17 protein-coding genes are annotated in these 20,353 nt (G+C 70.8%); 4 read left to right on the top strand and 13 right to left on the bottom strand.

Features of this window, described 5'->3' with window-relative positions:
* The first annotated feature begins 189 nt into the window (after positions 1-189).
* Genes pdhA through ACFYMC_RS15085 form a run of 3 tightly spaced genes read left to right on the top strand, consistent with a single transcriptional unit; the run spans position 190 to position 3,598 of the window.
* Entirely contained in the window at positions 190-1,320 is a 1,131-nt protein-coding gene (gene pdhA, locus ACFYMC_RS15095; RefSeq protein WP_388524240.1) for a pyruvate dehydrogenase (acetyl-transferring) E1 component subunit alpha, read from the top strand.
* Entirely contained in the window at positions 1,317-2,318 is a 1,002-nt protein-coding gene (locus ACFYMC_RS15090; RefSeq protein WP_388524238.1) for an alpha-ketoacid dehydrogenase subunit beta, read from the top strand. Before pdhA ends, ACFYMC_RS15090 begins: the two co-directional genes overlap by 4 nt.
* Positions 2,318-3,598 carry a dihydrolipoamide acetyltransferase family protein gene (locus ACFYMC_RS15085; protein WP_388524236.1) on the top strand — a complete coding sequence of 427 codons (1,281 nt, stop codon included), beginning with the start codon at positions 2,318-2,320 and terminating at the stop codon, positions 3,596-3,598. Before ACFYMC_RS15090 ends, ACFYMC_RS15085 begins: the two co-directional genes overlap by 1 nt.
* Before the next feature lie 48 nt (positions 3,599-3,646).
* On the opposite strand, the gene ACFYMC_RS15080 is transcribed toward ACFYMC_RS15085, so the two are convergent.
* The 11 genes from ACFYMC_RS15080 to ACFYMC_RS15030 form a co-directional block, all read right to left on the bottom strand.
* Entirely contained in the window at positions 3,647-4,666 is a 1,020-nt protein-coding gene (locus ACFYMC_RS15080) for an NAD(P)H-quinone oxidoreductase (RefSeq protein ID WP_388524233.1), read from the bottom strand.
* A 78-nt stretch (positions 4,667-4,744) separates the two neighbouring features.
* Positions 4,745-5,761 carry a methyltransferase domain-containing protein gene (locus ACFYMC_RS15075; protein ID WP_388524230.1) on the bottom strand — a complete coding sequence of 339 codons (1,017 nt, stop codon included), beginning with the start codon at positions 5,759-5,761 and terminating at the stop codon, positions 4,745-4,747.
* Between the two features lie 91 nt (positions 5,762-5,852).
* Positions 5,853-6,938 carry a potassium channel family protein gene (locus ACFYMC_RS15070; RefSeq protein WP_388524227.1) on the bottom strand — a complete coding sequence of 362 codons (1,086 nt, stop codon included), beginning with the start codon at positions 6,936-6,938 and terminating at the stop codon, positions 5,853-5,855.
* Positions 6,935-8,368, bottom strand: coding sequence for a molybdopterin molybdotransferase MoeA (locus ACFYMC_RS15065; RefSeq protein ID WP_388524224.1), 1,434 nt, complete (start codon positions 8,366-8,368; stop codon positions 6,935-6,937). The genes ACFYMC_RS15070 and ACFYMC_RS15065 overlap by 4 nt, the downstream gene beginning before the upstream one ends.
* Complete coding sequence (locus ACFYMC_RS15060) at positions 8,365-9,267, bottom strand: NTP transferase domain-containing protein (protein ID WP_388524221.1); 903 nt, start codon at positions 9,265-9,267, stop codon at positions 8,365-8,367. The genes ACFYMC_RS15065 and ACFYMC_RS15060 overlap by 4 nt, the downstream gene beginning before the upstream one ends.
* Before the next feature lie 266 nt (positions 9,268-9,533).
* The gene (locus ACFYMC_RS15055) at positions 9,534-10,073 is read right to left on the bottom strand and encodes a bacterial proteasome activator family protein (protein WP_388524218.1); all 540 of its coding nucleotides are present in this window, start codon (positions 10,071-10,073) and stop codon (positions 9,534-9,536) included.
* Between the two features lie 90 nt (positions 10,074-10,163).
* On the bottom strand, positions 10,164-12,983 hold the full coding sequence (locus tag ACFYMC_RS15050; protein ID WP_388524215.1) for an FtsX-like permease family protein: 2,820 nt from the start codon (positions 12,981-12,983) through the stop codon (positions 10,164-10,166).
* On the bottom strand, positions 12,980-13,765 hold the full coding sequence (locus ACFYMC_RS15045; RefSeq protein WP_388524213.1) for an ABC transporter ATP-binding protein: 786 nt from the start codon (positions 13,763-13,765) through the stop codon (positions 12,980-12,982). The genes ACFYMC_RS15050 and ACFYMC_RS15045 overlap by 4 nt, the downstream gene beginning before the upstream one ends.
* 107 nt (positions 13,766-13,872) lie before the next feature.
* Positions 13,873-14,499 (bottom strand): PadR family transcriptional regulator, encoded by a 627-nt coding sequence (locus ACFYMC_RS15040; RefSeq protein ID WP_388524210.1) that lies wholly within the window; start codon positions 14,497-14,499, stop codon positions 13,873-13,875.
* A gap of 86 nt (positions 14,500-14,585) precedes the next feature.
* Complete coding sequence (locus ACFYMC_RS15035; protein ID WP_388524209.1) at positions 14,586-15,119, bottom strand: hypothetical protein; 534 nt, start codon at positions 15,117-15,119, stop codon at positions 14,586-14,588.
* A gap of 158 nt (positions 15,120-15,277) precedes the next feature.
* The gene (locus tag ACFYMC_RS15030; RefSeq protein WP_388524206.1) at positions 15,278-16,912 is read right to left on the bottom strand and encodes a protein kinase; all 1,635 of its coding nucleotides are present in this window, start codon (positions 16,910-16,912) and stop codon (positions 15,278-15,280) included.
* 398 nt (positions 16,913-17,310) lie between these two features.
* Here ACFYMC_RS15030 and ACFYMC_RS15025 point away from each other — a divergent pair, with 398 nt between their 5' ends.
* Positions 17,311-18,963: a protein kinase gene (locus ACFYMC_RS15025; RefSeq protein WP_388524203.1), complete on the top strand. Its 1,653-nt coding sequence runs from the start codon at positions 17,311-17,313 to the stop codon at positions 18,961-18,963.
* A 30-nt stretch (positions 18,964-18,993) separates the two neighbouring features.
* Here ACFYMC_RS15025 and ACFYMC_RS15020 read toward each other — a convergent pair whose 3' ends face one another.
* Both ACFYMC_RS15020 and ACFYMC_RS15015 read right to left on the bottom strand, forming a co-directional pair.
* On the bottom strand, positions 18,994-19,428 hold the full coding sequence (locus ACFYMC_RS15020; protein ID WP_388524200.1) for a pyridoxamine 5'-phosphate oxidase family protein: 435 nt from the start codon (positions 19,426-19,428) through the stop codon (positions 18,994-18,996).
* Between the two features lie 119 nt (positions 19,429-19,547).
* Positions 19,548-20,207 carry a response regulator gene (locus ACFYMC_RS15015; protein WP_388524198.1) on the bottom strand — a complete coding sequence of 220 codons (660 nt, stop codon included), beginning with the start codon at positions 20,205-20,207 and terminating at the stop codon, positions 19,548-19,550.
* Positions 20,208-20,353: the final 146 nt, after the last annotated feature.

The raw sequence follows: 20,353 nt of genomic DNA, 5'->3' as shown, positions 1-20,353 counted from the left end.
CCCCGGCCTCCCTGTTTTGGACGTCCTGCCTACATCCCACGGCCATGTCCGCCGTTTGTCCACAGCCTGCTGCCGCCTGTAGCCAAATTGCGCCAGCGACCGAACAATCGGTAGGTGAGGCGCCTCACAGTCGTGCGCCCTCCTGCCCCGCCTCCCACGAGGAGGTGCACGCGTCGAAGGGGAAGACCAATGACGGTCCAAGAGCTACCCGGTGCGTCGTACCGCCCCACGCCCCCGCCGGCCTGGCGCCCCCGGACCGAGGCGGCGCCGCTGCTCCCGGACGCGGAGCCGTACCGGGTCCTCGGCACCCCGGCTGCGAAGGGCGCGGACCCGGAGCTCATGCTGAGGCTGCACGCCGAGCTGATCCGTGGCCGCCGTTACAACCACCAGGCCACCGCGCTCACCAAACAGGGGCGCCTCGCGGTCTACCCCTCCACGGTCGGTCAGGAGGCCTGCGAGGTCGCCGCCGCTCTGGTCCTGAAGGAACAGGACTGGCTCTTCCCCAGCTACCGCGACACCCTCGCCGCGGTGGCCCGCGGCCTTGACCCGGTCGAGGCCCTGACCTTGCTGCGCGGCGACTGGCACACCGGCTACGACCCGCGCGAGCACCGGATCGCCCCCCTGTCCACCCCGCTCGCCACGCAGCTGCCGCACGCGGTGGGCCTGGCGCACGCCGCCCGGCTCAAGGGTGACGACGTGGTCGCGCTCGCCCTGGTCGGAGACGGCGGCACCAGCGAGGGCGACTTCCACGAGGCGCTGAACTTCGCGGCGGTCTGGGGGGCTCCCGTCGTCTTCCTCGTCCAGAACAACGGCTTCGCGATCTCCGTCCCGCTCGCCAAGCAGACCGCGGCCCCCACCCTCGCCCACAAGGCCGTCGGGTACGGGATGCCGGGCCGTCTCGTCGACGGAAACGACGCGGTGGCCGTACACGAGGTGCTGGCCGAGGCCGTGGAGCGGGCCAGGGCCGGCGGTGGCCCGACCCTGGTCGAGGCGATCACGTACCGCATGGACGCCCACACCAACGCAGATGACGCCACCCGCTACCGCGAGGACTCCGAGGTCGAAGCCTGGCGCGAACACGACCCCATCGTGCTGATGGAACGCGAGCTGACCGCCCGCGGGCTGCTCGACGACGCCGGCAAGCAGGCCGCGGTGGACACCGCCGAGGCGATGGCGGCGCGGCTGCGCGAGCGGATGAACGCCGACCAGGTCCTCGACCCGATGGACCTCTTCACGCACGTCTACGCCGAGCAGACGGGGCAACTGCGCGAGCAGGCCCAACTGCTCCGCGCCGAGCTCGACGCGGAGGACGAGCGATGAGCACCCTGACCCAAGCCAAGCCGGCCACGATGGCGCAGGCCCTGAACCGGGCCCTGCACGACGCGATGGCGGCCGACCCCGCTGTGCACCTGACGGGTGAGGACATCGGTCAACTCGGTGGTGTCTTCCGCATCACGGACGGCCTCGCGAAGGAGTTCGGCGAGGACCGCTGCACGGACACCCCGCTCGCCGAGGCCGGAATCCTGGGCACCGCGGTGGGGATGGCCATGTACGGGCTGCGGCCCGTGGTCGAGATGCAGTTCGACGCCTTCGCCTACCCCGCCTTCGAGCAGCTGATCTCGCACGTCGCCCGCATGCGCAACCGCACCCGTGGGGCCCTGCCGATGCCGATCACCATCCGGGTCCCCTACGGCGGTGGCATCGGCGGTGTCGAGCACCACTGCGACTCCTCCGAGGCCTACTACATGGCCACCCCCGGGCTGCACGTGGTCACGCCGGCCACGGTGGAGGACGCCTACGGACTGCTGCGCGCCTCCATCGCCTCCGACGACCCGGTGGTCTTCCTGGAGCCCAAACGGCTGTACTGGTCGAAGGCCGAATGGTCGCCGCAGGCTCCAGCGCAGGTGGAGCCGATCGGGCGGGCCGCCGTGCGGCGCGCCGGGCGGAGCGCCACGCTGATCACCTACGGCCCGTCCGTGCCGGTCTGCCTGGAGGCCGCCGAGGCGGCCCGCGAAGAGGGCTGGGACCTGGAAGTCCTCGACCTGCGCTCGCTGGTGCCCTTCGACGAGGAGAGCGTGGTGGCCTCGGTGCGGCGCACCGGGCGCGCCGTGGTGGTCCATGAGTCCAGCGGGTTCGGCGGCCCCGGTGGGGAGATCGCGGCGCGGATCAGTGAGCGCTGCTTCCACCACCTCCAGGCGCCCGTGCTGCGCGTCGCCGGATTCGACATCCCCTACCCGCCGCCGATGCTGGAGAAGCACCACCTGCCGGGAGTGGACCGCATCCTGGACGCCGTGGCCCGCTTGCAGTGGGAGAACTGATGCCACAGGTACTGGAATTCAGGCTGCCGGACCTCGGCGAGGGCCTCACCGAGGCCGAGATCGTCCGCTGGCTGGTGGCGGTGGGCGACGTGGTCGCCATCGACCAGCCGGTCGTCGAGGTCGAGACGGCCAAGGCGATGGTGGAGGTGCCCTGCCCGTACGGGGGCGTGGTCACCGCACGTTTCGGTGAGGAAGGCACTGAACTGCCGGTCGGTGCACCACTGATCACCGTGGCCGTCGGGTCCCCGGCGGAACACCGCCAGGAGGAGAGCAGCGGCTCCGGCAACGTCCTGGTGGGATACGGCACGGACGCCTCCCGTCCGGCCCGGCGCCGCCGCGTCCGGCCCGCGGGGGCAGCACCCGCCGGGGCAGAGCCGGTGACCGTTCCCACGCCGGTGGCCCTCGTCGAGGGGCCGGTGCCGGTGATATCGCCGCTGGTGCGCAAACTGGCCCGGGACCACGGCCTCGACCTGCGCGTGCTGCGTGGTTCGGGCCCGGACGGGCTGATCATGAGGGCCGATGTGGAAGCCGCGTTGAAGGTCGCGAGGGCACCCGAGGAGGCGCCTTCGGCCCGGGCCGTTTCGGAGACCGGTGAGCGGATCGCATTGCGCGGAGTGCGGGGCGCGGTCGCCGAGAAGCTCTCCCGCAGCCGTAGGGAGATTCCGGACGCCACGTGTTGGGTGGACGCCGATGCCACCGAGCTGATGGCGGTCCGGGCGGCCATGAACGCGGCGGGCGGGCCCAAGGTGTCCGTCCTGGCGTTGCTGGCGCGGATCTGTACGGCGGCGCTGGCCCGGTACCCCGAGCTGAACTCCACGGTGGACACGGCGGCGAACGAGATCGTCCGACTGCCCTCGGTACACCTGGGGTTCGCCGCCCAGACCGAGCGCGGGCTGGTGGTGCCGGTGGTCCGGGACGCCGGGTCGATGAACGCAGAGGCGCTGAGCGCTGAGTTCGCCCGGATCACCGAGCTCGCCAGGGCCGGCAAGCTGGCGCCCGCCGACCTCAGCGGGGGCACCTTCACCCTCAACAATTACGGAGTCTTCGGGGTCGACGGGTCCACGCCGATCATCAACCACCCCGAGGCCGCGATGCTCGGTGTGGGGCGGATCATCCCCAAGCCGTGGGTGCACCAGGGTGAGTTGGCGGTGCGCCAGGTCGTACAGCTCTCCTTGACCTTCGACCACCGCGTCTGCGACGGCGGCGCGGCCGGCGGGTTCCTGCGCTATGTGGCCGACTGCGTGGAGAACCCGGCCGCGGTGTTGTTGCGCACCCTGTAGTGCGCGCAGCGCCCCCGCTGGTCGCGTGCCGCGGGGGCGCTGCGCCGCTCAACTGCCGCTGAGCAGGAGCTTGCCGATGTGGTCGCCCGCTTCCAGGGCGGTGTGCGCGGCGGCGGCCTCGGACATCGGGAAGGTGCGGTCGATGACCGGGCGGATGCGACCAGCCTCGGTCAGCGGCCAGACGTGCTCCCGGACCGCGGCGGTGATGGCGGCCTTCTCGGCGAGCGGCCGGGCCCGCAGGCTGGTGGCCGTGATCGCTGCCCGCTTGGTCAGCAGGGCGCCGAGGTCGAGTTCGCCCTTGACCCCGCCCTGGAGGCCGATGACGGCGAGCCGGCCGTTCACCGCGAGCGCCTTGACGTTCCGTTCCAGGTACTTGGCGCCGATGATGTCGAGGATGACGTCCGCGCCGGCACCGTCCGTGGCCTTGTGCAAGGCGCTGACGAAGTCCTCCGCGCGGTAGTCGATGAGAATGTCGGCGCCCAGTTCGGCGCAGCGGGCCAGTTTCCGGGGGCTGCCGGCGGTGACGGCCACCCTCGCCCCGATGGCCTTGGCCAGTTGGATGGCCGTGGTCCCGATGCCACTCGCCCCACCGTGGATCAGCACCGTCTCACCGGGGCGGACGTGCGCCACCATGAACAGGTTGGAGCCTGTGAAGGTTCCCCCACTCCCCATGAACAGGTTAGACCACACGGTTGCCGTTGCTTCCGGAAGTGCCGCAGCTTCCACCACAGAGACGCCGTCCGGCACGGGAAGCACCTGCCCGGCGGGCACGGCCACCCGCTCCGCGTAGCCGCCGCCCGCGAGCAGCGCGCACACCGGCTGACCGACTTCCCACCCGAAGACGCCGGACCCCAGGGCCGCAATGTGCCCGGAGACCTCAAGACCGAGGTACGGCGACGTTCCCGGCGGAGGGTCGTAGAAGCCTTGCCGCTGGAGGATGTCAGCGCGGTTCACTCCCGCTGCCACAACATCGATGAGGACTTCCCCCGGGCCTGCTACCGGGTCCGGGACCGTGGACCATGTGAGCACTTCCGGCCCACCCGGCTCAGTGATGGTGATTGCCTTCATGCCCTCAAGCTACTCATGAGAATGCCCCGCCCATGCGTCACGGGGAAAGAACGCACGGACGGGGCCGTCGAGGGGCTGTCAGGCCCCCCCGACGATCGGCACGGGGCTGTCTGGCCGGTCGAGCCACACACGCTCGCCATCGCCGTCAACGGTCAGGCCGAACCGTTCGAACCCCGGTCGCCCTTGCTCGTCCCACCAGAGGTAGGCCGCGACCACCTCATTCCAGAGATCACGGGGACCGGACTGGTAGACCTCGAATTCCTCGCGACCGGGCACGAAATCCACCGTCCCCCACGACGTGACGGCCGTATCCCGCAGCCACAGCGTGTAAGAGCCGTCGCCGTACGACTCCATCCACGGGAATGCGCCGGGTACCTGCACGCCGATTGCGAACATGACCGGCCAGTCCCCCACCGAATCCGGGGAAATGCTGGTCATGCTGCGCCGTCCGTCCGCTGGCCACTTCCGGCCCTTGAGATATTCGCGGACGTGCTTCCGTTCGGTGCGCTGAGCGCGCAGCCGCATGAACGCGGAGGACCCGAGGAACCACCCGGTAGCCGTCCCGTTCTCGGCCACAGCGAGACGCACCACAGCTTCCCCGCCGTACGTCGGTCCCCACGGGGCGACGATGAGCCCGCCCGGCTTCGTCTGTCCGATCCATTGCCGGGGGACGCTGCCGATTGAGCACGTGGCGATGACGCGGTGATACGGGCCCCCGTCGTCGTATCCCTCGGCCCCGTCCCCGACGACGGTAAGCGGCTCGAATCCCGCCGCTTTCAGACGGCCCCGCGCATCCCTCGCGCTGGCCTCGTCCACTTCCACTGTGACGACGTTCTCAGCGCCGACCCGATGGGAGAGCAGCGCCGCATTCCAGCCGGTGCCGGTGCCGATCTCCAACACGCGGTGTCCCGGTCCGACGTTCAGGCCGACGGTGACGTCCTGCATCGACTCGCTCGACTGGGTGAACGTGCCTTGGCCGCGGACAGTTCGGTACGCGCCGGTGCAGCCGGCTTGCGTTCCCGTGTCCGTGAAAGCGGAGTCGGTCGCCGTGTACGTCATGCAGACCGCCGATGTGCCCGTCGCCAAACCGAGCATTTCGCGTCTCCGCCCCACCAGGTGCGTGCCCTGGTGGGGATAGTCCGTACGGTCGGTCTGCCTCCTCCACGCGCCGGCGGGCGCGGCACGGCTACTCGGGTCCGCTGCCCAGGGTGGTCTGTGGTGCGTCCGCCCGCACGATGCTGATGACGCGGTCGGTCAGCTGGAGCGGGCTCGCTGAGGGGTCGTCATAGGCCAACAGGCGGTGTCCGCGCAGCACGCTGACGACGAGGTCCTCGGTATCACGTACCGATTTGCCGGCCTCCGACTTGTTCACCGGACGTTCGATCAGGTCCAGGCCGCTGCCCTGCTGGATCAGGTCCTCCATGACGGTGCCCGCGCTGGGGCTGAGCACCGACAGGCCGAGGAGGCGCCCGGCGGCACTGGCGCTGGTGATGACGGCATCGGCGCCGGACTGCCGCAGGAGGGGCGCGTTCTCCTCCTCCCGGACCGCGGTGACGATCTTCGCCCCCCGGTTGAGCTGCCGCGCGGTGAGGGTGACCAGTACGGCGGTGTCATCGCGCTGAGTGGCGATCACGATCTGGCGGGCTTTTTGCACTTCAGCGCGGATCAGCACTTCGGAACGGGTCGCATCGCCGATCACTCCGGTGAGGCCCTCGGCATTGGCCATGTCAATGACCTTCGAGCTGGGGTCGACGATGACGATGCGTTCCTTGGGCAATCCGGTGGCCAGCAGCGTCTGCAACGCCGAACGGCCCTTGGTGCCGAAGCCGACGACGACGGTGTGTTCTCGCAACTGGGCCCTCCAGCGTTTCAGCCGCCATTCCTCCCGGGTCCTCTGGGTGAGGACTTCGAGAGTGGTGCCGACCAAGATGATCAGGAACAACACGCGCAGGGGCGTGATCAGTAGGACGTTGATCAGGCGGGCGCCATCGCTGTACGGCACGATGTCGCCGTAGCCGGTGGTCGAGAGCGTCACCGTGGCGTAGTAGACGCAGTCCAGCAGGTCGACCGTGCCATTGGCGTTGTCGTGGTAGCCGGCACGGTCGAAGTAGACCAGACAGACGGTCAGCACCAGTACGGCCAGAGCCATCAGCAGCCGCTTGCCCACCTGTTGGAGCGGTCGCTGCACGATCGGGTTGGGCAGCTTCACCCTGCGGGTGACCAGGCTTTCGTCGGCCTGGCGGGCCATCGCGTCATGGCCGGGCTGTTTCACGTGAAACCTCCTGCCACCCAGGGCAGATCGAGAAGTTCAAGTTCTTGTCCCGCCTTGGCGCCATGGGGTGGAACGACTGCCAAGGCGTCCGCGGTCGCGATACCGCGCAGCATGGCGGGGCCGTTGTAGCGCAGTGGCACGGCCAGTTCTGCCCGCAGCGTCACGGGGATAAGCCGGGTGTCGTGCGGGTGCCCCGGTACGTCTTCCCCCACCGGGGCGCAAGAGCGTGGCCGAAGAGCCTGCCCGGAGAGCATACGCAGCAGTGGTTCGGCCAATGTCAGCAGCCCGGACACCGCGGCGAGGGGGTTGCCGGGAAGACCCACCAGGTGGCGGCGGGCATCGAGGCGGGCCAGGAGCATCGGATGGCCGGGGCGCACCCGTACGCCGTCCACGAGGAGCTCGGCCCCGGCGCGGTGCAGTGCCGGATGGACGTGGTCCACCGGACCGGCTGCCGTGCCCCCGGTGGTCAGGACGAGGTCGGCGTCGGAACCGGAGATCGCGGCGTGCAGGGCGTCCTCGGTATCGCCGATCCGCCGGGTGCCCACGACGTCCGCGCCCAGAGCGGTGAGCCAGGGACCGAGCATCGGCCCCAGGGCGTCGCGGATCAGCCCCTCCCGGGGACGGCCCTCGGTGAGCAACTCGTCGCCCAGCACCAGGACCTCGGCACAGGGCCGAGCCACGGTCTGCAGGTCGTCGTAGCCCGCGGCGGCGGCCAGGCCCAGGACCGCGGGCGTGACCCGGCTTCCCGCCGGCAGCAACAGGTCACCGGCGCGGCACTCCTGACCACGGGGACGGATGTCCTGCCCGGGCACCACATCGGCCTGGGCGAACAGGCGTCGGCCGGCCTCCACACGGGAGTGTTCGGAGCGGATCACCGCGGTGGTGTCGGCCGGAACCCGGGCGCCGGTGGCGATCCGCACGGCTGCGCCGTCCGCCAGTGGCTCGGGGTGGGCATCGCCCGCCAGGATGTCCCCGGCGCGCACGTTCCACGGGCCGGGGCCGGCCACCGCCCAGCCGTCCATGGCGGAGGTGTCGAACGACGGGAGGTCGGTCAGCGCCTCCAGCGGGGCTGCCAGCACCTCGCCGAGGGCCTGGCCGAGCCGGACCCGGTGGACGTCCCCGCGGACCGCGGAGCCCGCCCGGGCGGCACACTGCCGGGCCTGGTCCCAGTCAGTGGCGCCGTGTTGGGGGGCTGCGGAGGCGGCGGTTCCCCCCGGACGGGCCCGGACCGCCGGTTCCGGGCCCGCGCCCCCGGCGCCCTCCGGCTCTCGCCGGGTTTGCTGTCCACGGTGGGCGGGGGCGGTCCGGGGCGCGTCCCCGGGTTCGTCCACGGGTGCCTGAGCCACCAGCGCCAGCGCTTCCCGCACCGCGCGTTCCTCGCGCACGGCACGGTCTTCCTCGGCGCCCGCAGTCGCGTCCGGGGTCGTCATCCCGAGCTCGGTTCATCGGAAGCGGGCGGCTCCTCAGCGGCCCAGCTCTGGGCGAGCGCGGCGACCTGTCGGGACGCCCGCGCGAGGGCCTCGACCGGATCGGCCCCCGCCGCCTCTGCCCGGGCCGCCGCATAGCCCACCAGGAAGGTGGTCAGCGGAGCGGCCGGCCGGGCCACTGCGTGGGCCGCGTCCCGGGCGAGGTCGAGCAGGAGGCCGGTGTCGACCTCGCAGTCGATGCCCAGCTCGGTCTTGACTGTGGTGATCCATTCGTCCAGCACGGTTCCATGCTCTCTGATGTGTGCTCGGGCTGCCGCGAGATCCTCCCAGGTGTCGCAGTCGAAGGAGTCCAGCGGGCCGGATGTGATGCGTCCGAGGCGGAGTTCGCTGGTCAGGAGCCGCAGCGGGAGCCCCCCGAGGTGGCCGTGTTCGGCGGCCAGCAGGTCCGACTCGCGTCGCAGGGCAGCGGCCTGGTAGGCGGCTACCAGGGGTTGGTCGTGACCTTCCGAGTCGGTCAGGAGGACACCTTCGAGAGGCCGGTCCGGGTCGCCCGCCTCCAGGGTGGTCAGCAGCCGCCGCACGGTGGCGGGAGTGAGGAACGGCAGGTCAGCGGAGAGGACGAGCACGGTGGCGGCGTCGGTGTGTCGTAGTCCGGCGGCGAGGGCGGCCAGTGGCCCGCCTCCCGGGGGTTGCTCACGGGCCCAGGTCACCGGCCGAAGAGTGGGACGCGGGGTGCCGACGACCACGGTGGTCCCGGCGGTGCCGCAGGCGCCCAGGACTCTGTCCAGCAGGGGGCGCCCGCCCACGCTCAGCGCGGGCTTGTCCGCCCCGCCGAGCCTCCGGGCGCTGCCGCCGGCAAGGACGACCGCGTCATGGGCGGGGGGCCGGTCGCTGTCCGTCATGTTCCGAGTATGGTCCGGTCGGCGAGAGCAGGTCAGCCGGGGGCGGGCGACCTCGGGTGGTGGTCGTTTGCCGCCTTCGTGCAAGATCCCATCGCGCTGCCGGCGACCTTGGCGCGTTCCGGTGCAACCGCCCGGCCGGGCACCCGCTGGGGTGCCCGGCCGGTGGGTCGGGTTCTGTCCGGGCAGGAGCCCGGTAGGTGTCCTGGGGCGTGTTGCGAAAGTCCCGCCCGTCCTCCGGACGGACGGCGCTACTTTGGCAACGCGCCCTAGAGGTAGGGACCGGAGCGGAGTGCCCCGTGGCCCTCGTCCTCGTCCTCGTGTCCCCCGCTGCCGGGCGGCAGCGCGCGGCGCATCTGCTCCAACTGAGCACGAGCGGCCATCTGCTGTGCGAACAGCGCGGTTTGGATGCCGTGGAAGAGGCCTTCCAGCCAACCCACCAACTGTGCCTGGGCAATGCGCAGTTCGGCCTCGGAGGGAATGGCCTCGTCGGTGAAGGGAAGGGAGAGCCGCTCCAACTCCTCAACGAGCTCGGGGGCGAGCCCGTCCTCCAACTCCTTCACGGAGCTGGCGTGGATGTCCTTCAGTCGGACCCGGCTGGCCTCGTCCAAAGGAGCAGCGCGGACTTCTTCGAGTAGTTGCTTGATCATGCTGCCGATGCGCATGACCTTGGCGGGTTGCTCCACCATTTCCGTCACCGGGACCTCGCGCGACTCGTCATCTGCGCCGCCGACAGCCATTCCGTCTTGCCCCACGATCAGCACGTGTGGGCTGGTGTCCTGCGACCGTTCACTCCTCGGCATCTCCATGCCGCCATTCTCTCGCACAGGTGCATCACCCCACGGTGTGCCCCCGTACAGGGGTGATCCACCCTGTACGGGGGTGCGAATCGCTCGCGGTCAGCCGGCGTCGCGCCGGGTGAGGGCCGGGGAGGAGCGGGTGACCAGGGCGGCCAGCAATGCCGCGCTCAGCGGTACGACCACCAGTAGTGCCGCGAGGACGGCCCAGGGCACCACGACCGGAACGAAGGGCTCGCCCAGGACGGAGTCCCAGCCGTCGATGACGGCCTGCCGGTGGCTTTCCGCCTGCTCACGGCGTTCGGTCCAGCGCAGTGCGACCGCTGGCAGGATGCCGGCCACCGAGCCGAGGACCACCCCCATGGCGGCGACCACGGCGCACTGGAATCCGCTGAGGACCCTGCGGACCCGTGGCGGGGCGCCGATCGCGGCCAAGGTCTTCAGATCGGTCTCCGCATCGGCCTGGGCGAGGCCGGTGGCCAGGCCGGCCGCGCCGACGGTGACGATCCCCGCGAAGAGGGTCAGTGCCAGTAGTGCCAGTGTGGACCTGCTCCGGTAGCCCTCTTCGAGGTAGATGTCGGTGCTGGTGGCCAGCTCACCGAGGGCGGCGTCCAGGTGCTGGAGCTGTGCACTGCTGGGCTTGCCGTCGGTGGTGAAGTAGGTGCCCACTGGGACGGTGGACAGCCCCGCTGCGCGTGCTGCGGACGGCGGGATGATCAGGCCCAGCCCGTAGCTGTCGACGAAGTCCTCGACCTGGTAGGTCGGGAGGGTCTTGAGGGTGGGCGCTCCGAGCTCGCCCGAGCTCGCCCGAACGCTCAGGTTGAGCTCGGTCTTGCCGTCCTTGACGTAGACACGGTCGAAGGACACGGCGCGTCCCGTGCGGAGCGCCTCGGTGGCTGCCGGGTCCTCGATGTCGAGGACGCTCAGCAGCTTCTCGTCGGCGACCAGGATGTCCCACTGCATGCGAAAGCCGCGCTCCTGGCAGCGCCAGTCGGCGCTGAGCCGGCGGCGTGCGGTGGGCGAGAGGTCCTCGGAGGACTCCGTCCACAGCGGGCAGTCCTGTTCGGGTGGTTTGACCCTGCCCACGCTGCCGCAGCCGGCGGTCTCGGACCAGGGTTCACAGCCGGGGTTGCCCACGGCGATGCGGGCGACGTCCGCGCGGACGGCCAGGGGCAGGTTGTCGGTCAGCACCCGGCGACCCTCCGGTACGTCGCGGAATCCGTCCGCGTCCGGGTTGCTCAGGCTGCCGCTCCCCGCGGGCAGCTGTGCGTGGTACTCGGCGCGGTTCTGGCTCTCCCGGCTGGCGTCGTAGGTGGCGACGGCCACGGTGCCGGCGACGGCGGCGAGTACGGCGGCGACGGCCGGGGCGGTGCGTCCGCGGTTGCGGACGGCGTCGCGCAGGGCCAGCCTCGGGGACAGCGGGAGCCAGCGGCCGGCGCGTCCGAAGAGCCCCACCAGGGTCGGCGTCAGGGCCACGATGCCGAGCTCGGCCAGAGCGCTGCCGGCCGCGACGATCATGTAGCTGTTCTCCCCGACCGCTCCGTGTAGGGCGACGGCTGCACCCGCGCCCAGGGCGATCAGACCGATGGCGGGCAGAGCCCGGTTGGCGTGGCGGATGCCGCGGTTTCGGCCGGTGAGGGAGGTGAGTACGGTCTGCCGGGAGGCGGTGAAGGCGGGGACGGCGGCGGCGAGCAGGCCGGTCAGGACAGCCAGCAGCGCGATGGACAGGAGCTCAAGGGGGCGGACGTCGAAGCTGGCGAACCGTCGACCGACCTGTTGCTCCAGGAGGGGTTGCAGGGCGAGCGTCAGGAGGACTCCGAGGACGGTCCCGATGACGGCGGCGGCCACCCCGATGACCAGGCCGCCGGCGAGCACGATCGCCCGGATGTGGTGGCGGTCTCCGCCGTTGGCGCCGACCAGACCCAGTTGGCGCCGGGAGCGACGGGCGCCGACGGCGAACGCCGGACCGGCCAGCAGGCAGATCTCCAACATGGCCAGACCCGCCGCGGTGGCGGCCACGGTGTACATGGCTGACCGGTCGGTCTCGCCGTCCCCTGCGCTGTTTCCGTGGCGGATCTGGTGGAGCGGGACCTCCGCGTCCGCGGGAGGCGCGAGGGCCACCGCTCGGGAGGTGACCCGCACGCCCTTGGCGTTCGCCTGGCGGACCATGTTCCACGTGAAACCGTCTTCACCGGCCACCCGCACCAACAGGGTGGTCTCGATGGTGGAGGAATGCTGCCCCGCAGCCTTCTGGGCCTCGGCGAGGGGGGCGAGGAGGTCGCCGGGTGTCGCCAGGAGTTCCGTGGCCCTCAGGTCACCGGGGTTTTCGTAGACGCCGACGATCCGGTAGGGGGCGTCGAGGTCGCGGGCCCGGACCGTGGAGCCGAGGAAGAGCCCGGACTCCGTCAGGAACCTTGTGCTTGCGGCGAGTTCGCCGGTCTTGGACGGCAGGCGCCCCCGATCGAGCGTGATCAGGCCCCTGGCGATCGGGTGGCCGGCGTCCAACTCGCGCAGGGCCGTGCGCAACAGGCCGTGCCGAGTGCGGATCCTGTCCTCCCCCCGGGACTCCCGCAGCACCGTGGCGCCTTCGGGAACGGCGCCGAGCAGGTCACCGGGGCCCGATGGCCCCGACCCGTCCTTGGGCGGGTCCGCCTGCTGGTAGTCGATGTTCGAGGGGGTCTGGTAGATCGGGGCGCCGCCGGTGGCAGCGTCCTGCACACGGGCGTCGGCGGCGCCGAGTGCGCGCGTCAGCTTCTGCTCGGCGGACGGTTCGGCGCTGCGCAGGGTCAGGTCGGTGGCGCTGACACCGAGGATGGGGAGGGCGATCATCGACAGCACCAGGGCGCTGCGGCCCTTGGAGCGCCAGGCTTCGCGACGGGCTATGCGGATCGCCGCGATCCATGAGTGGTAGCGGGACCTCACTGGCCGGCCACCCGCCCGGACAGCAGGGAGTCGGCGGCACTGCGCAGGGTCTCGTCGACCACGGCACCGTCGCGCAGGAACACCACCCGGTCCGCCCAGGCTGCGAAGCGCGGTTCGTGAGTGACGAGGACGCCCGCCGCACCGGCGTCGCAGCGGGCCCTGAGCAGGGCCAGCACGCAATCTCCGGTCTCGGAGTCCAGGGCGCCGGTGGGCTCGTCCGCGAGAACCAGCCGCCGGTCTCCGACCAGGGCGCGGGCGATGGCCACCCGCTGCTGCTGGCCGCCTGACATTTCGTCGGGGAACCGGTTCGCGATCTGCGGCAGGCCCATCTCGTCCAGGGCCTCCAGCGCACGGGCCCGGGCCTTGCGGGTGGAGGTGCCGTCGAGTTCCAGCGGGAGCGCCACGTTCTCGGCCGCGGTCAGCGCCGGGATCAGGTTGTAGTCCTGGAAGACGTAACCGATGCTCCGCCGTCGGAGTGCGGCGAGCTCCTTGCGGCTGGCGGTCGTGAGGTCGGTGCCTTCCACGAGCACGTGCCCGGAGCTGGGGGTGTCCAGGCCGCCCGCGAGGGTCAGCAGGGTGGATTTGCCGGAACCTGAAGGGCCCATGACGGCGATGAGTTCGCCTGGGTGGACGGTCAGGTCGATGCCGCGCAGGGCCAGTACTTCGGTGGCGCCGGCGCCGTGGACGCGGGTCACTTCGCGTAGTTGGAGTACGGGACGGTCCTGCTCCTCCTTCGAGGTGGGCGACGGGGCCGCGGGGCGTGTTCGGGTGGGTTCGGGCATGGCTGGGTCCCCCCTGGGACGTCACGCGCCGCCGCGGGGGCTTGGGCGTACGTCGGGATTCGGTGTGGTGCGTGGATGTCGGGCGCAGCGGATGGGGCGGTGGCTGGTCAGGGCCGGGTGTGGGAGGGGTGGGGCGCGGGCTGTGGTGCTGGGCGTGGTAGGGGAGCGGTGCTCGCCTTCCGCCCGGCCAGGACGGAGAGCCGGGTCAACCGGGACTCGCAGTGGTCCAGCCAGCGGGCCTCGGCCTCGGTCTGGAAGATCAGCTGTTCGAGTACGAGGAGCCAGGCCACGTCGTCGCGTTCGTGTGAGCTCGCGGACTCTATGGTGGCCAAGGCGCGGGCCTTGAGCCGGGTGTAGTCCTGCATGGCTTTGACGGTGGCGTGGCGTTGGGCCTGGATGACGGCTCGGACGTCGACCTCGGGGGTGCTCACGGCCATCGCGAGCTTGATCGCCAACTCGTCCCTGGGCGGGTTGGAGCGTTCCACCGGGCGCTCGTACCACTGGCGCAGTTCTTGGCGCCCGGATTCGGTGATGGCGTAGAGGGTGTGGCCGGCGGCGTCCTCGCCGCCAGGGGCGACCAGTTGGTCGCGCTCCAGTCGAGCGAGCGTGGTGTAGACCTGCCCGACGTTGAGTGGCCAGGTGGAGCCGGTGCGGGCTTCGAACTCGGTACGTAGTTGGGAGCCGTACCGGGGGCCTTGGTCCAGAAGGGCGAGGAGCCCGTGGCGGATCGACATACTCAGTATGTATACCGAGTATGTCGATCAAGGCAACCTGCTGACGGTGTGGGCCTGTCGGGGGGTGGGGCGGTACGCGGTCGGGCTCAGAGCCGGCGCAGCCGCAGGGCCAGAGAGCCTAGGCCCAGTCCCATCAGGGCCAATCCGGCGCCCAGGGGTAGGACATTCACCCCCAGCGCGGTGGCGCGGGAGGTCGCGCCTCGGGGGTCGTAGCTGCCCGGTGGTGGGTTCTGCGGCTCCGCCTTCGCGGGGACGGGTGGACCTGGCGGTGTGGGCTCCGGTTCCGCTTCGAGCGTTCCCTGCGGTTGCCCGTCGGGGTCGAGCCCCGCTTCTGAGTGGGGTCGCAGCCCCGAGTCCACTTCTGCTGGGCGTCGGGGTGGGGTGTGCGGCTCCTTGGCTGGGCCTTGTGGGAGCAGCTCCGGCAGTGCGTCCGACAGGTCCAGTGGGCGGCCCGGGTGCGCTCGCCCCTGCCCGGCGAGGCTGCCTGCGAGTTCCTCCCCGTCCATGGACCGGACGGCGAGGGGCGTTGTGGGTGGTGCCGGCTGTGCGGGGGCGGGCACTGCGGGAAGCAGCACGCCGAAGGCGAGAACCGCCCCGGCAGCCCACCGCAGTAGAGTCACGGGCCCAGCGTCACATAACAGCACAAAAGCGGCATCTCGGGGTGGGTGTCGATACGGGAGGAGGGCGAGTCGGGCGGTGGGTGCGGTGGCTGGAACGGTTCATCGGACTCCGCGAGACCTCCGGCGGACCCTTCCGGTCACCGCCCTGCGGACGGTTCCTACTCCGGGTCGCCGGTGGAAACCTCAAGGGTGATTTCCGCGTCCTGCGGGTAGATGTCGGTCCCGGCGGCGGGCCACTGGTTGATGACCGTGTCCTCCCCGTAGACGGCCTCGTCCTTGGGTTCCTCGGTCAGCTTCCAGCCGGCCTCCTGGAAGCACTCCTTCACCGACCGCAGGTCCTTGTAACGGAAGTCCGGCACCCGGACCTTGTCCGGGTCGTTGTAGGACTCCCCCGGCTCACTGCACGCGGTGGGGTCGATGGTCCGGGACCGGTCGGGGCCGCGGTGACCCGCCTGGGCCGGGGCGGAGGCAGTCCGGTCCCCGGTTCCGCCCGGGGAGTCGCTGCCACCCCAGCCACGCACCAGGGCCACAGTGGTGAGGCCGCCGACGGCCAGCAGGACCGCGCCGAGGGCGAGGAGCGCCGGGGTGCTCCGACGCCCGCCCGAGGCCCCGGAGCCACCGGCGGGCGGGTTGCCCGTCGACTGGCCGTATCCGGCGGAGGGTGGCGTCGGGTAGCTCTGCTGCGGGTAGCCGTAGGAGGGCTGTGGGCCCATGGAAAGGGGAGCACGCGGCTGCATCGGGCCCTGAGCAACCGGTCCCGCTGCCCCGTATGGCTGCTGGGGCTGTGGCGGCGGTGGGGCGGGAGTGGCCGAGCCGAGCGGTGGGAAGACGGCTGCGCCGAGCCCCGCACCACTGTTCGCGGGCCCGCTCTCGACGATCACCGGAGCCCGGTGGGTGCCGGCGGAGGCGGCTCGGGCACAGGCGTCGAGCATGGTCGCGGCCGACGGGAAGCGCTCGTTCGGGTTCTTCTTCAGCGCCCGGGCGACCAGCGCGTCGACGGCAGGCGGCAGCGCGCGATTCATCGAGGACGGCGGCGGCGGCTCTTCCTGGACATGTGCGTAGGCGATGGCGAGCGGCGAATCCGCGTCGAAGGGCAACCGCCCGGTCAGAAGCTGGAAGAGCATGATCCCCACCGAGTACAGGTCGGAACGCGCGTCCACGGCCCTGCCGAGGGCCTGCTCGGGGGAGAGGTAATGCGGAGTGCCCACCACCATGCCGGTCTGGGTCATGGAGGTGACCCCGGACTGCATCGCACGGGCGATGCCGAAGTCCATCACCTTGACCAGACCTCGATCGGTGATCATCACGTTTCCGGGCTTGATGTCCCGGTGGACCAGCCCCACCTCATGGCTGGCTTCCAGGGCGGCCAGCACGTCAGCGGTCACTTTCAGCGCCCGTTCCGCCGGCATCGCGCCGTACCGGGCCACGTCCTCCTGGAGCGCCGCTCCGAGGGAGCGGCCCCGAACGAACTCCATGACGATGTACGGCATCGGCAGGCCGCCGTTGCCCGCGGCCGTGGAGACCGACTCCTCGCCGGTGTCGAACACCGACACGATGTTGGTGTGCGACAGTTTGGCAACAGCTTGGGCCTCGCGGCGGAAACGCTCGCGGAAGGACGCCTCCTGCCCCAGTTGGCTGTGCAGGGTCTTGATGGCGACCTGCCGGTCGAGCGCCGCGTCATACGCGAGGTAAACGGACGCCATGCCGCCCTCCCCCAGCAGTTCTCGCAGCTGGTAGCGGCCACCGGCGAGCGAACCACCGGTGTGCTGGCCCCGCGCGCCGTCCTGGCTCATGTGCGTGCTACTCCCTCGGGCTGCGGCTGGACGCGCACAGTCTGCCCCAGGCCCACGCGGCCGGTAAACGCGCCGCCGGACGACGTGGGCGGCCGGGGCGTTCTGGCACGCGTCGGTAACAAGGCCCCGGGGAGGCCGCGGCGTGGGCGGGTCTCGCCCGCCGCGGCACGGGCTGTTGGCATATCGGGCCGTACGCGGACGATCCGCCGATCGTGCCGGGTCGCAGTGGTACCGGAGCGAACGCAAGGTGTCACCGGAGGGCGAGGAGGGTGCCGTGGGTACGCGCCTGGGCCGCTCATCCCTGACGGGTACGGGCCCCGGAGGCTGTAGCGTTCGTCGGAGCAGACTGCACATGACCCACCGCTAGCGTTGCGGCCAGATCACGACGGCGAGGACTGATGGCACCCGAACCCGAGGCAGACGGCGCGGGGATGGCTGACCGTCCCGAGCACGGCCCGGCCGAGCCGCAGCAGCCCGCAGCAGAATCCGTAGAGCAGTGGGGTGACGGCGGTCTCGTAGGCGACGGCCGCTACCGCCTGACCCATCGGCTGGGTCGCGGCGGCATGGCGGAGGTGTTCGCCGCGGAGGACGTCCGGCTCGGCCGGACCGTCGCCGTGAAGCTGCTGCGCTCCGACCTCGCCGAGGACCCCGTCTCCAAGATGCGCTTCACGCGTGAGGCGCAGTCCGTGGCCGGCCTGAACCACCACGCCGTGGTGGCCGTCTACGACTCGGGTGAGGACCGTGTCGGCCCCAACACGGTGCCGTACATCGTGATGGAGCTGGTCGAGGGCCGCACCATCCGGGATCTGCTGATCAGCGCGGAGCCGCCGGGTCCGGACCAGGCGTTGATCATCGTCTCCGGTGTGTTGGAGGCGCTCGCCTACTCCCATCAGCACGGCATCGTGCACCGCGACATCAAGCCCGCCAATGTGATCATCACGCACACCGGCGCGGTGAAGGTGATGGACTTCGGCATCGCCCGCGCCCTGCACAGTGTGCAGTCGACGATGACGCAGACCGGCATGGTCATGGGTACCCCGCAGTACCTCTCCCCCGAGCAGGCCCTTGGCAAGGCCGTGGACCACCGCAGCGACCTGTACGCCACCGGCTGCCTGCTCTACGAGCTCCTCACCGGCCGGCCGCCCTTCACCGGCGAGACCCCCCTGTCGGTGGTCTACCAGCATGTTCAGGACGCGCCCGTGCCGCCGTCGCAGATGGCCCCGGGCCTGCCCGCCGAGCTCGACGGCCTCGTGATGCGGGCGTTGGCGAAGGACGCCGACGACCGGTTCCAGAGCGCCGAGGAGATGCGCGGGATCATCCAGTACGCACTGCAGATGCTCCAGGAGCAGGGAGGCCACACCGGTACCTGGAACACCGGGCCGGCCACCATGCACCTGCCGCACCGCACCGCCGTGATGGGCGTGGCGACGGGTCCGCAGCCGCAGTACCCGGGACACGCCACCTCGCAGTTCGGGCCGCCCATGGTGCCGCCGATGAACCCGGAGGACGGTGGTTTCGCGGGCGGTGGCGGGGGCTACCACGAAGGTGCGCCCAGTGGTGGCGGTCGCTGGAAGATGTGGCTGTTCGCCGTGGTGGCGATGGTCGCGATCGCCGGCGGGATCACCTACGCGCTCGACCGGACGGGGCAGCCGGACACCAGCGGTAACACGGGTACCACCGGTGGCAATACCCAGATCGAGAGCCCGCAGGCCGAGTCGGGTGCCCCGAGCCCCACTCCTTCACCCTCTGCGAAGACCCGGGAGCGGGAACAGACCTCGACGAGCGGGAACTCCGGGTGGACGCCGAACCCGAAGCCCACGAAGTACCCGCCGACCACTGATCCGACGCAGCCCACGACGGACCCGACCGATCCCACCCAGGAGCCGACGGACCCGCCGACTGATCCCACCCAGGAGCCCACCCAGGAGCCGACGCCACCCACGCAGAAGCCGACGCCGCCGGACGGCGGAGCGGACGGCGGGGGCTCCGCGGGCTCGGCTGGGGACGCGAACGGCGGAGCGGACGCCGGAGGCAGCGGCACCACTCCCTAGCACGGGCCGCCCGCCCCGGGCGGGGTGCGGTCACCGTTGGTGTTGGAGGCGGCGCTGCGGCGCCGCCTCCGGCGTTTCCCAACGGCTGAGCGTGTGCACGGTGGCGAACTGCGGGTCGATTCGCAGGTAGACGGGATCGAAGAGGTCGCCGTCGGCGGAGCACGGGGTGGGACCGAACAGTTCCAGGTCGGCGGTGGCCGGCTCGATCATTTCCGCCGTCCCGGTGAACTGCACGGACCACAGGTCCCGCTCGCCGGAGTTGAGGTTGTCCGCGCCGTAGGCGACCACGCTGCCGTGACAGGCCCGGTGGTAGCCGAAGCCGGCGTGCATCCGCAGCACGACGCGCCCGTCCACCACGATGTGGCGGGCGGCGGCCAGGAAGGGCAGCGCGCGCATGCTGGTGGCCACTCGGCCGTAAGGCACACGGCGGAGCAGCTCGATGGCGCGGAGCTCATCAGGGGACATGCCGACCACTCTGCGGTAATGACGGCGTAAGTAAAAGAGCCCCCGGCCCTGATGATCAAGGTCTTAGGTCCCGAGTGACCTCTCTTTACTAGATGAATACAGCCATTTCTGGCTCAAATTCAACGACTCTCGGCCTGGAGGCGGGCCACGTAGGCGGCGGCCTGCGAGCGCCGCTCCATGCCGAGCTTCGCGAGCAGGCTGGAGACGTAGTTCTTGATCGTCTTTTCGGCCAGATGCAGCCGCTCGCCGATCGCGCGGTTCGTCAGACCCTCCCCGATGAGATCGAGGATGCGCCGCTCCTGCTCCGTCAGATTGGCCAGCTTCGCGTCCCCCCGGCCGCCCTTGCCGTCCCGCAGGCGCTGTAGCACCCGCCCGGTGGCGACCGGGTCCAGCAGTGACTTGCCCGCCGCGACCTCGCGCACCGCGTTGAGCAGCTCGTTTCCCCGGATCGCCTTGAGCACGTACCCCGAGGCCCCTGCCATGATCGCGTCGAAGAGCGCCTCGTCGTCGGCGAACGAGGTCAACATCAGGCATTTGATCGACTCGTCCTGGGAGCGGACCTCGCGGCACACCTCGACCCCGCTGCCGTCCGGGAGCCGCACATCGAGCACGGCCACGTCGGGACGAGTGGCCGGAATTCGTACCAGAGCGTCCGCGGCCGTGCCCGCCTCACCCACCACTTCGATGTCCGATTCGCTGGAGAGCAACTCATAGACACCGCGACGCACCACTTCGTGGTCATCTAGAAGGAATACTGTGATTTTTCCATCTTCGCGCACGGAATCAGTTTCACACACTCACCCCTTCCCTGCCGCTGGTGACCGGGATAACGTGCCGTTGTTCCGGCCCCCTGCAAGGCTGTGACCAGTAGGTGTTCCCGACTTCCTGGTTTTACTTGGATTTCCAAGTAAAACCCCAGGTCAAA

This window comes from Streptomyces sp. NPDC006879, assembly GCF_042869595.1.
Classification (GTDB): domain Bacteria; phylum Actinomycetota; class Actinomycetes; order Streptomycetales; family Streptomycetaceae; genus Streptomyces.
This window is presented reverse-complemented; position numbering and strand designations above follow the sequence as displayed.

Excerpts from the sequence above, each read along its gene's own strand:
- pdhA (WP_388524240.1), top strand. The coding sequence starts at position 190 with ATGACGGTCCAAGAGCTACCCGGTGCGTCGTACCGCCCCACGCCCCCG.
- ACFYMC_RS15090 (WP_388524238.1), top strand. The coding sequence starts at position 1,317 with ATGAGCACCCTGACCCAAGCCAAGCCGGCCACGATGGCGCAGGCCCTG.
- ACFYMC_RS15085 (WP_388524236.1), top strand. The coding sequence starts at position 2,318 with ATGCCACAGGTACTGGAATTCAGGCTGCCGGACCTCGGCGAGGGCCTC.
- ACFYMC_RS15080 (WP_388524233.1), bottom strand. The coding sequence starts at position 4,666 with ATGAAGGCAATCACCATCACTGAGCCGGGTGGGCCGGAAGTGCTCACA.
- ACFYMC_RS15075 (WP_388524230.1), bottom strand. The coding sequence starts at position 5,761 with ATGCTCGGTTTGGCGACGGGCACATCGGCGGTCTGCATGACGTACACG.
- ACFYMC_RS15065 (WP_388524224.1), bottom strand. The coding sequence starts at position 8,368 with ATGACGACCCCGGACGCGACTGCGGGCGCCGAGGAAGACCGTGCCGTG.
- ACFYMC_RS15060 (WP_388524221.1), bottom strand. The coding sequence starts at position 9,267 with ATGACGGACAGCGACCGGCCCCCCGCCCATGACGCGGTCGTCCTTGCC.
- ACFYMC_RS15055 (WP_388524218.1), bottom strand. The coding sequence starts at position 10,073 with ATGGAGATGCCGAGGAGTGAACGGTCGCAGGACACCAGCCCACACGTG.
- ACFYMC_RS15045 (WP_388524213.1), bottom strand. The coding sequence starts at position 13,765 with ATGCCCGAACCCACCCGAACACGCCCCGCGGCCCCGTCGCCCACCTCG.
- ACFYMC_RS15040 (WP_388524210.1), bottom strand. The coding sequence starts at position 14,499 with ATGTCGATCCGCCACGGGCTCCTCGCCCTTCTGGACCAAGGCCCCCGG.
- ACFYMC_RS15030 (WP_388524206.1), bottom strand. The coding sequence starts at position 16,912 with ATGAGCCAGGACGGCGCGCGGGGCCAGCACACCGGTGGTTCGCTCGCC.
- ACFYMC_RS15025 (WP_388524203.1), top strand. The coding sequence starts at position 17,311 with ATGGCACCCGAACCCGAGGCAGACGGCGCGGGGATGGCTGACCGTCCC.
- ACFYMC_RS15020 (WP_388524200.1), bottom strand. The coding sequence starts at position 19,428 with ATGTCCCCTGATGAGCTCCGCGCCATCGAGCTGCTCCGCCGTGTGCCT.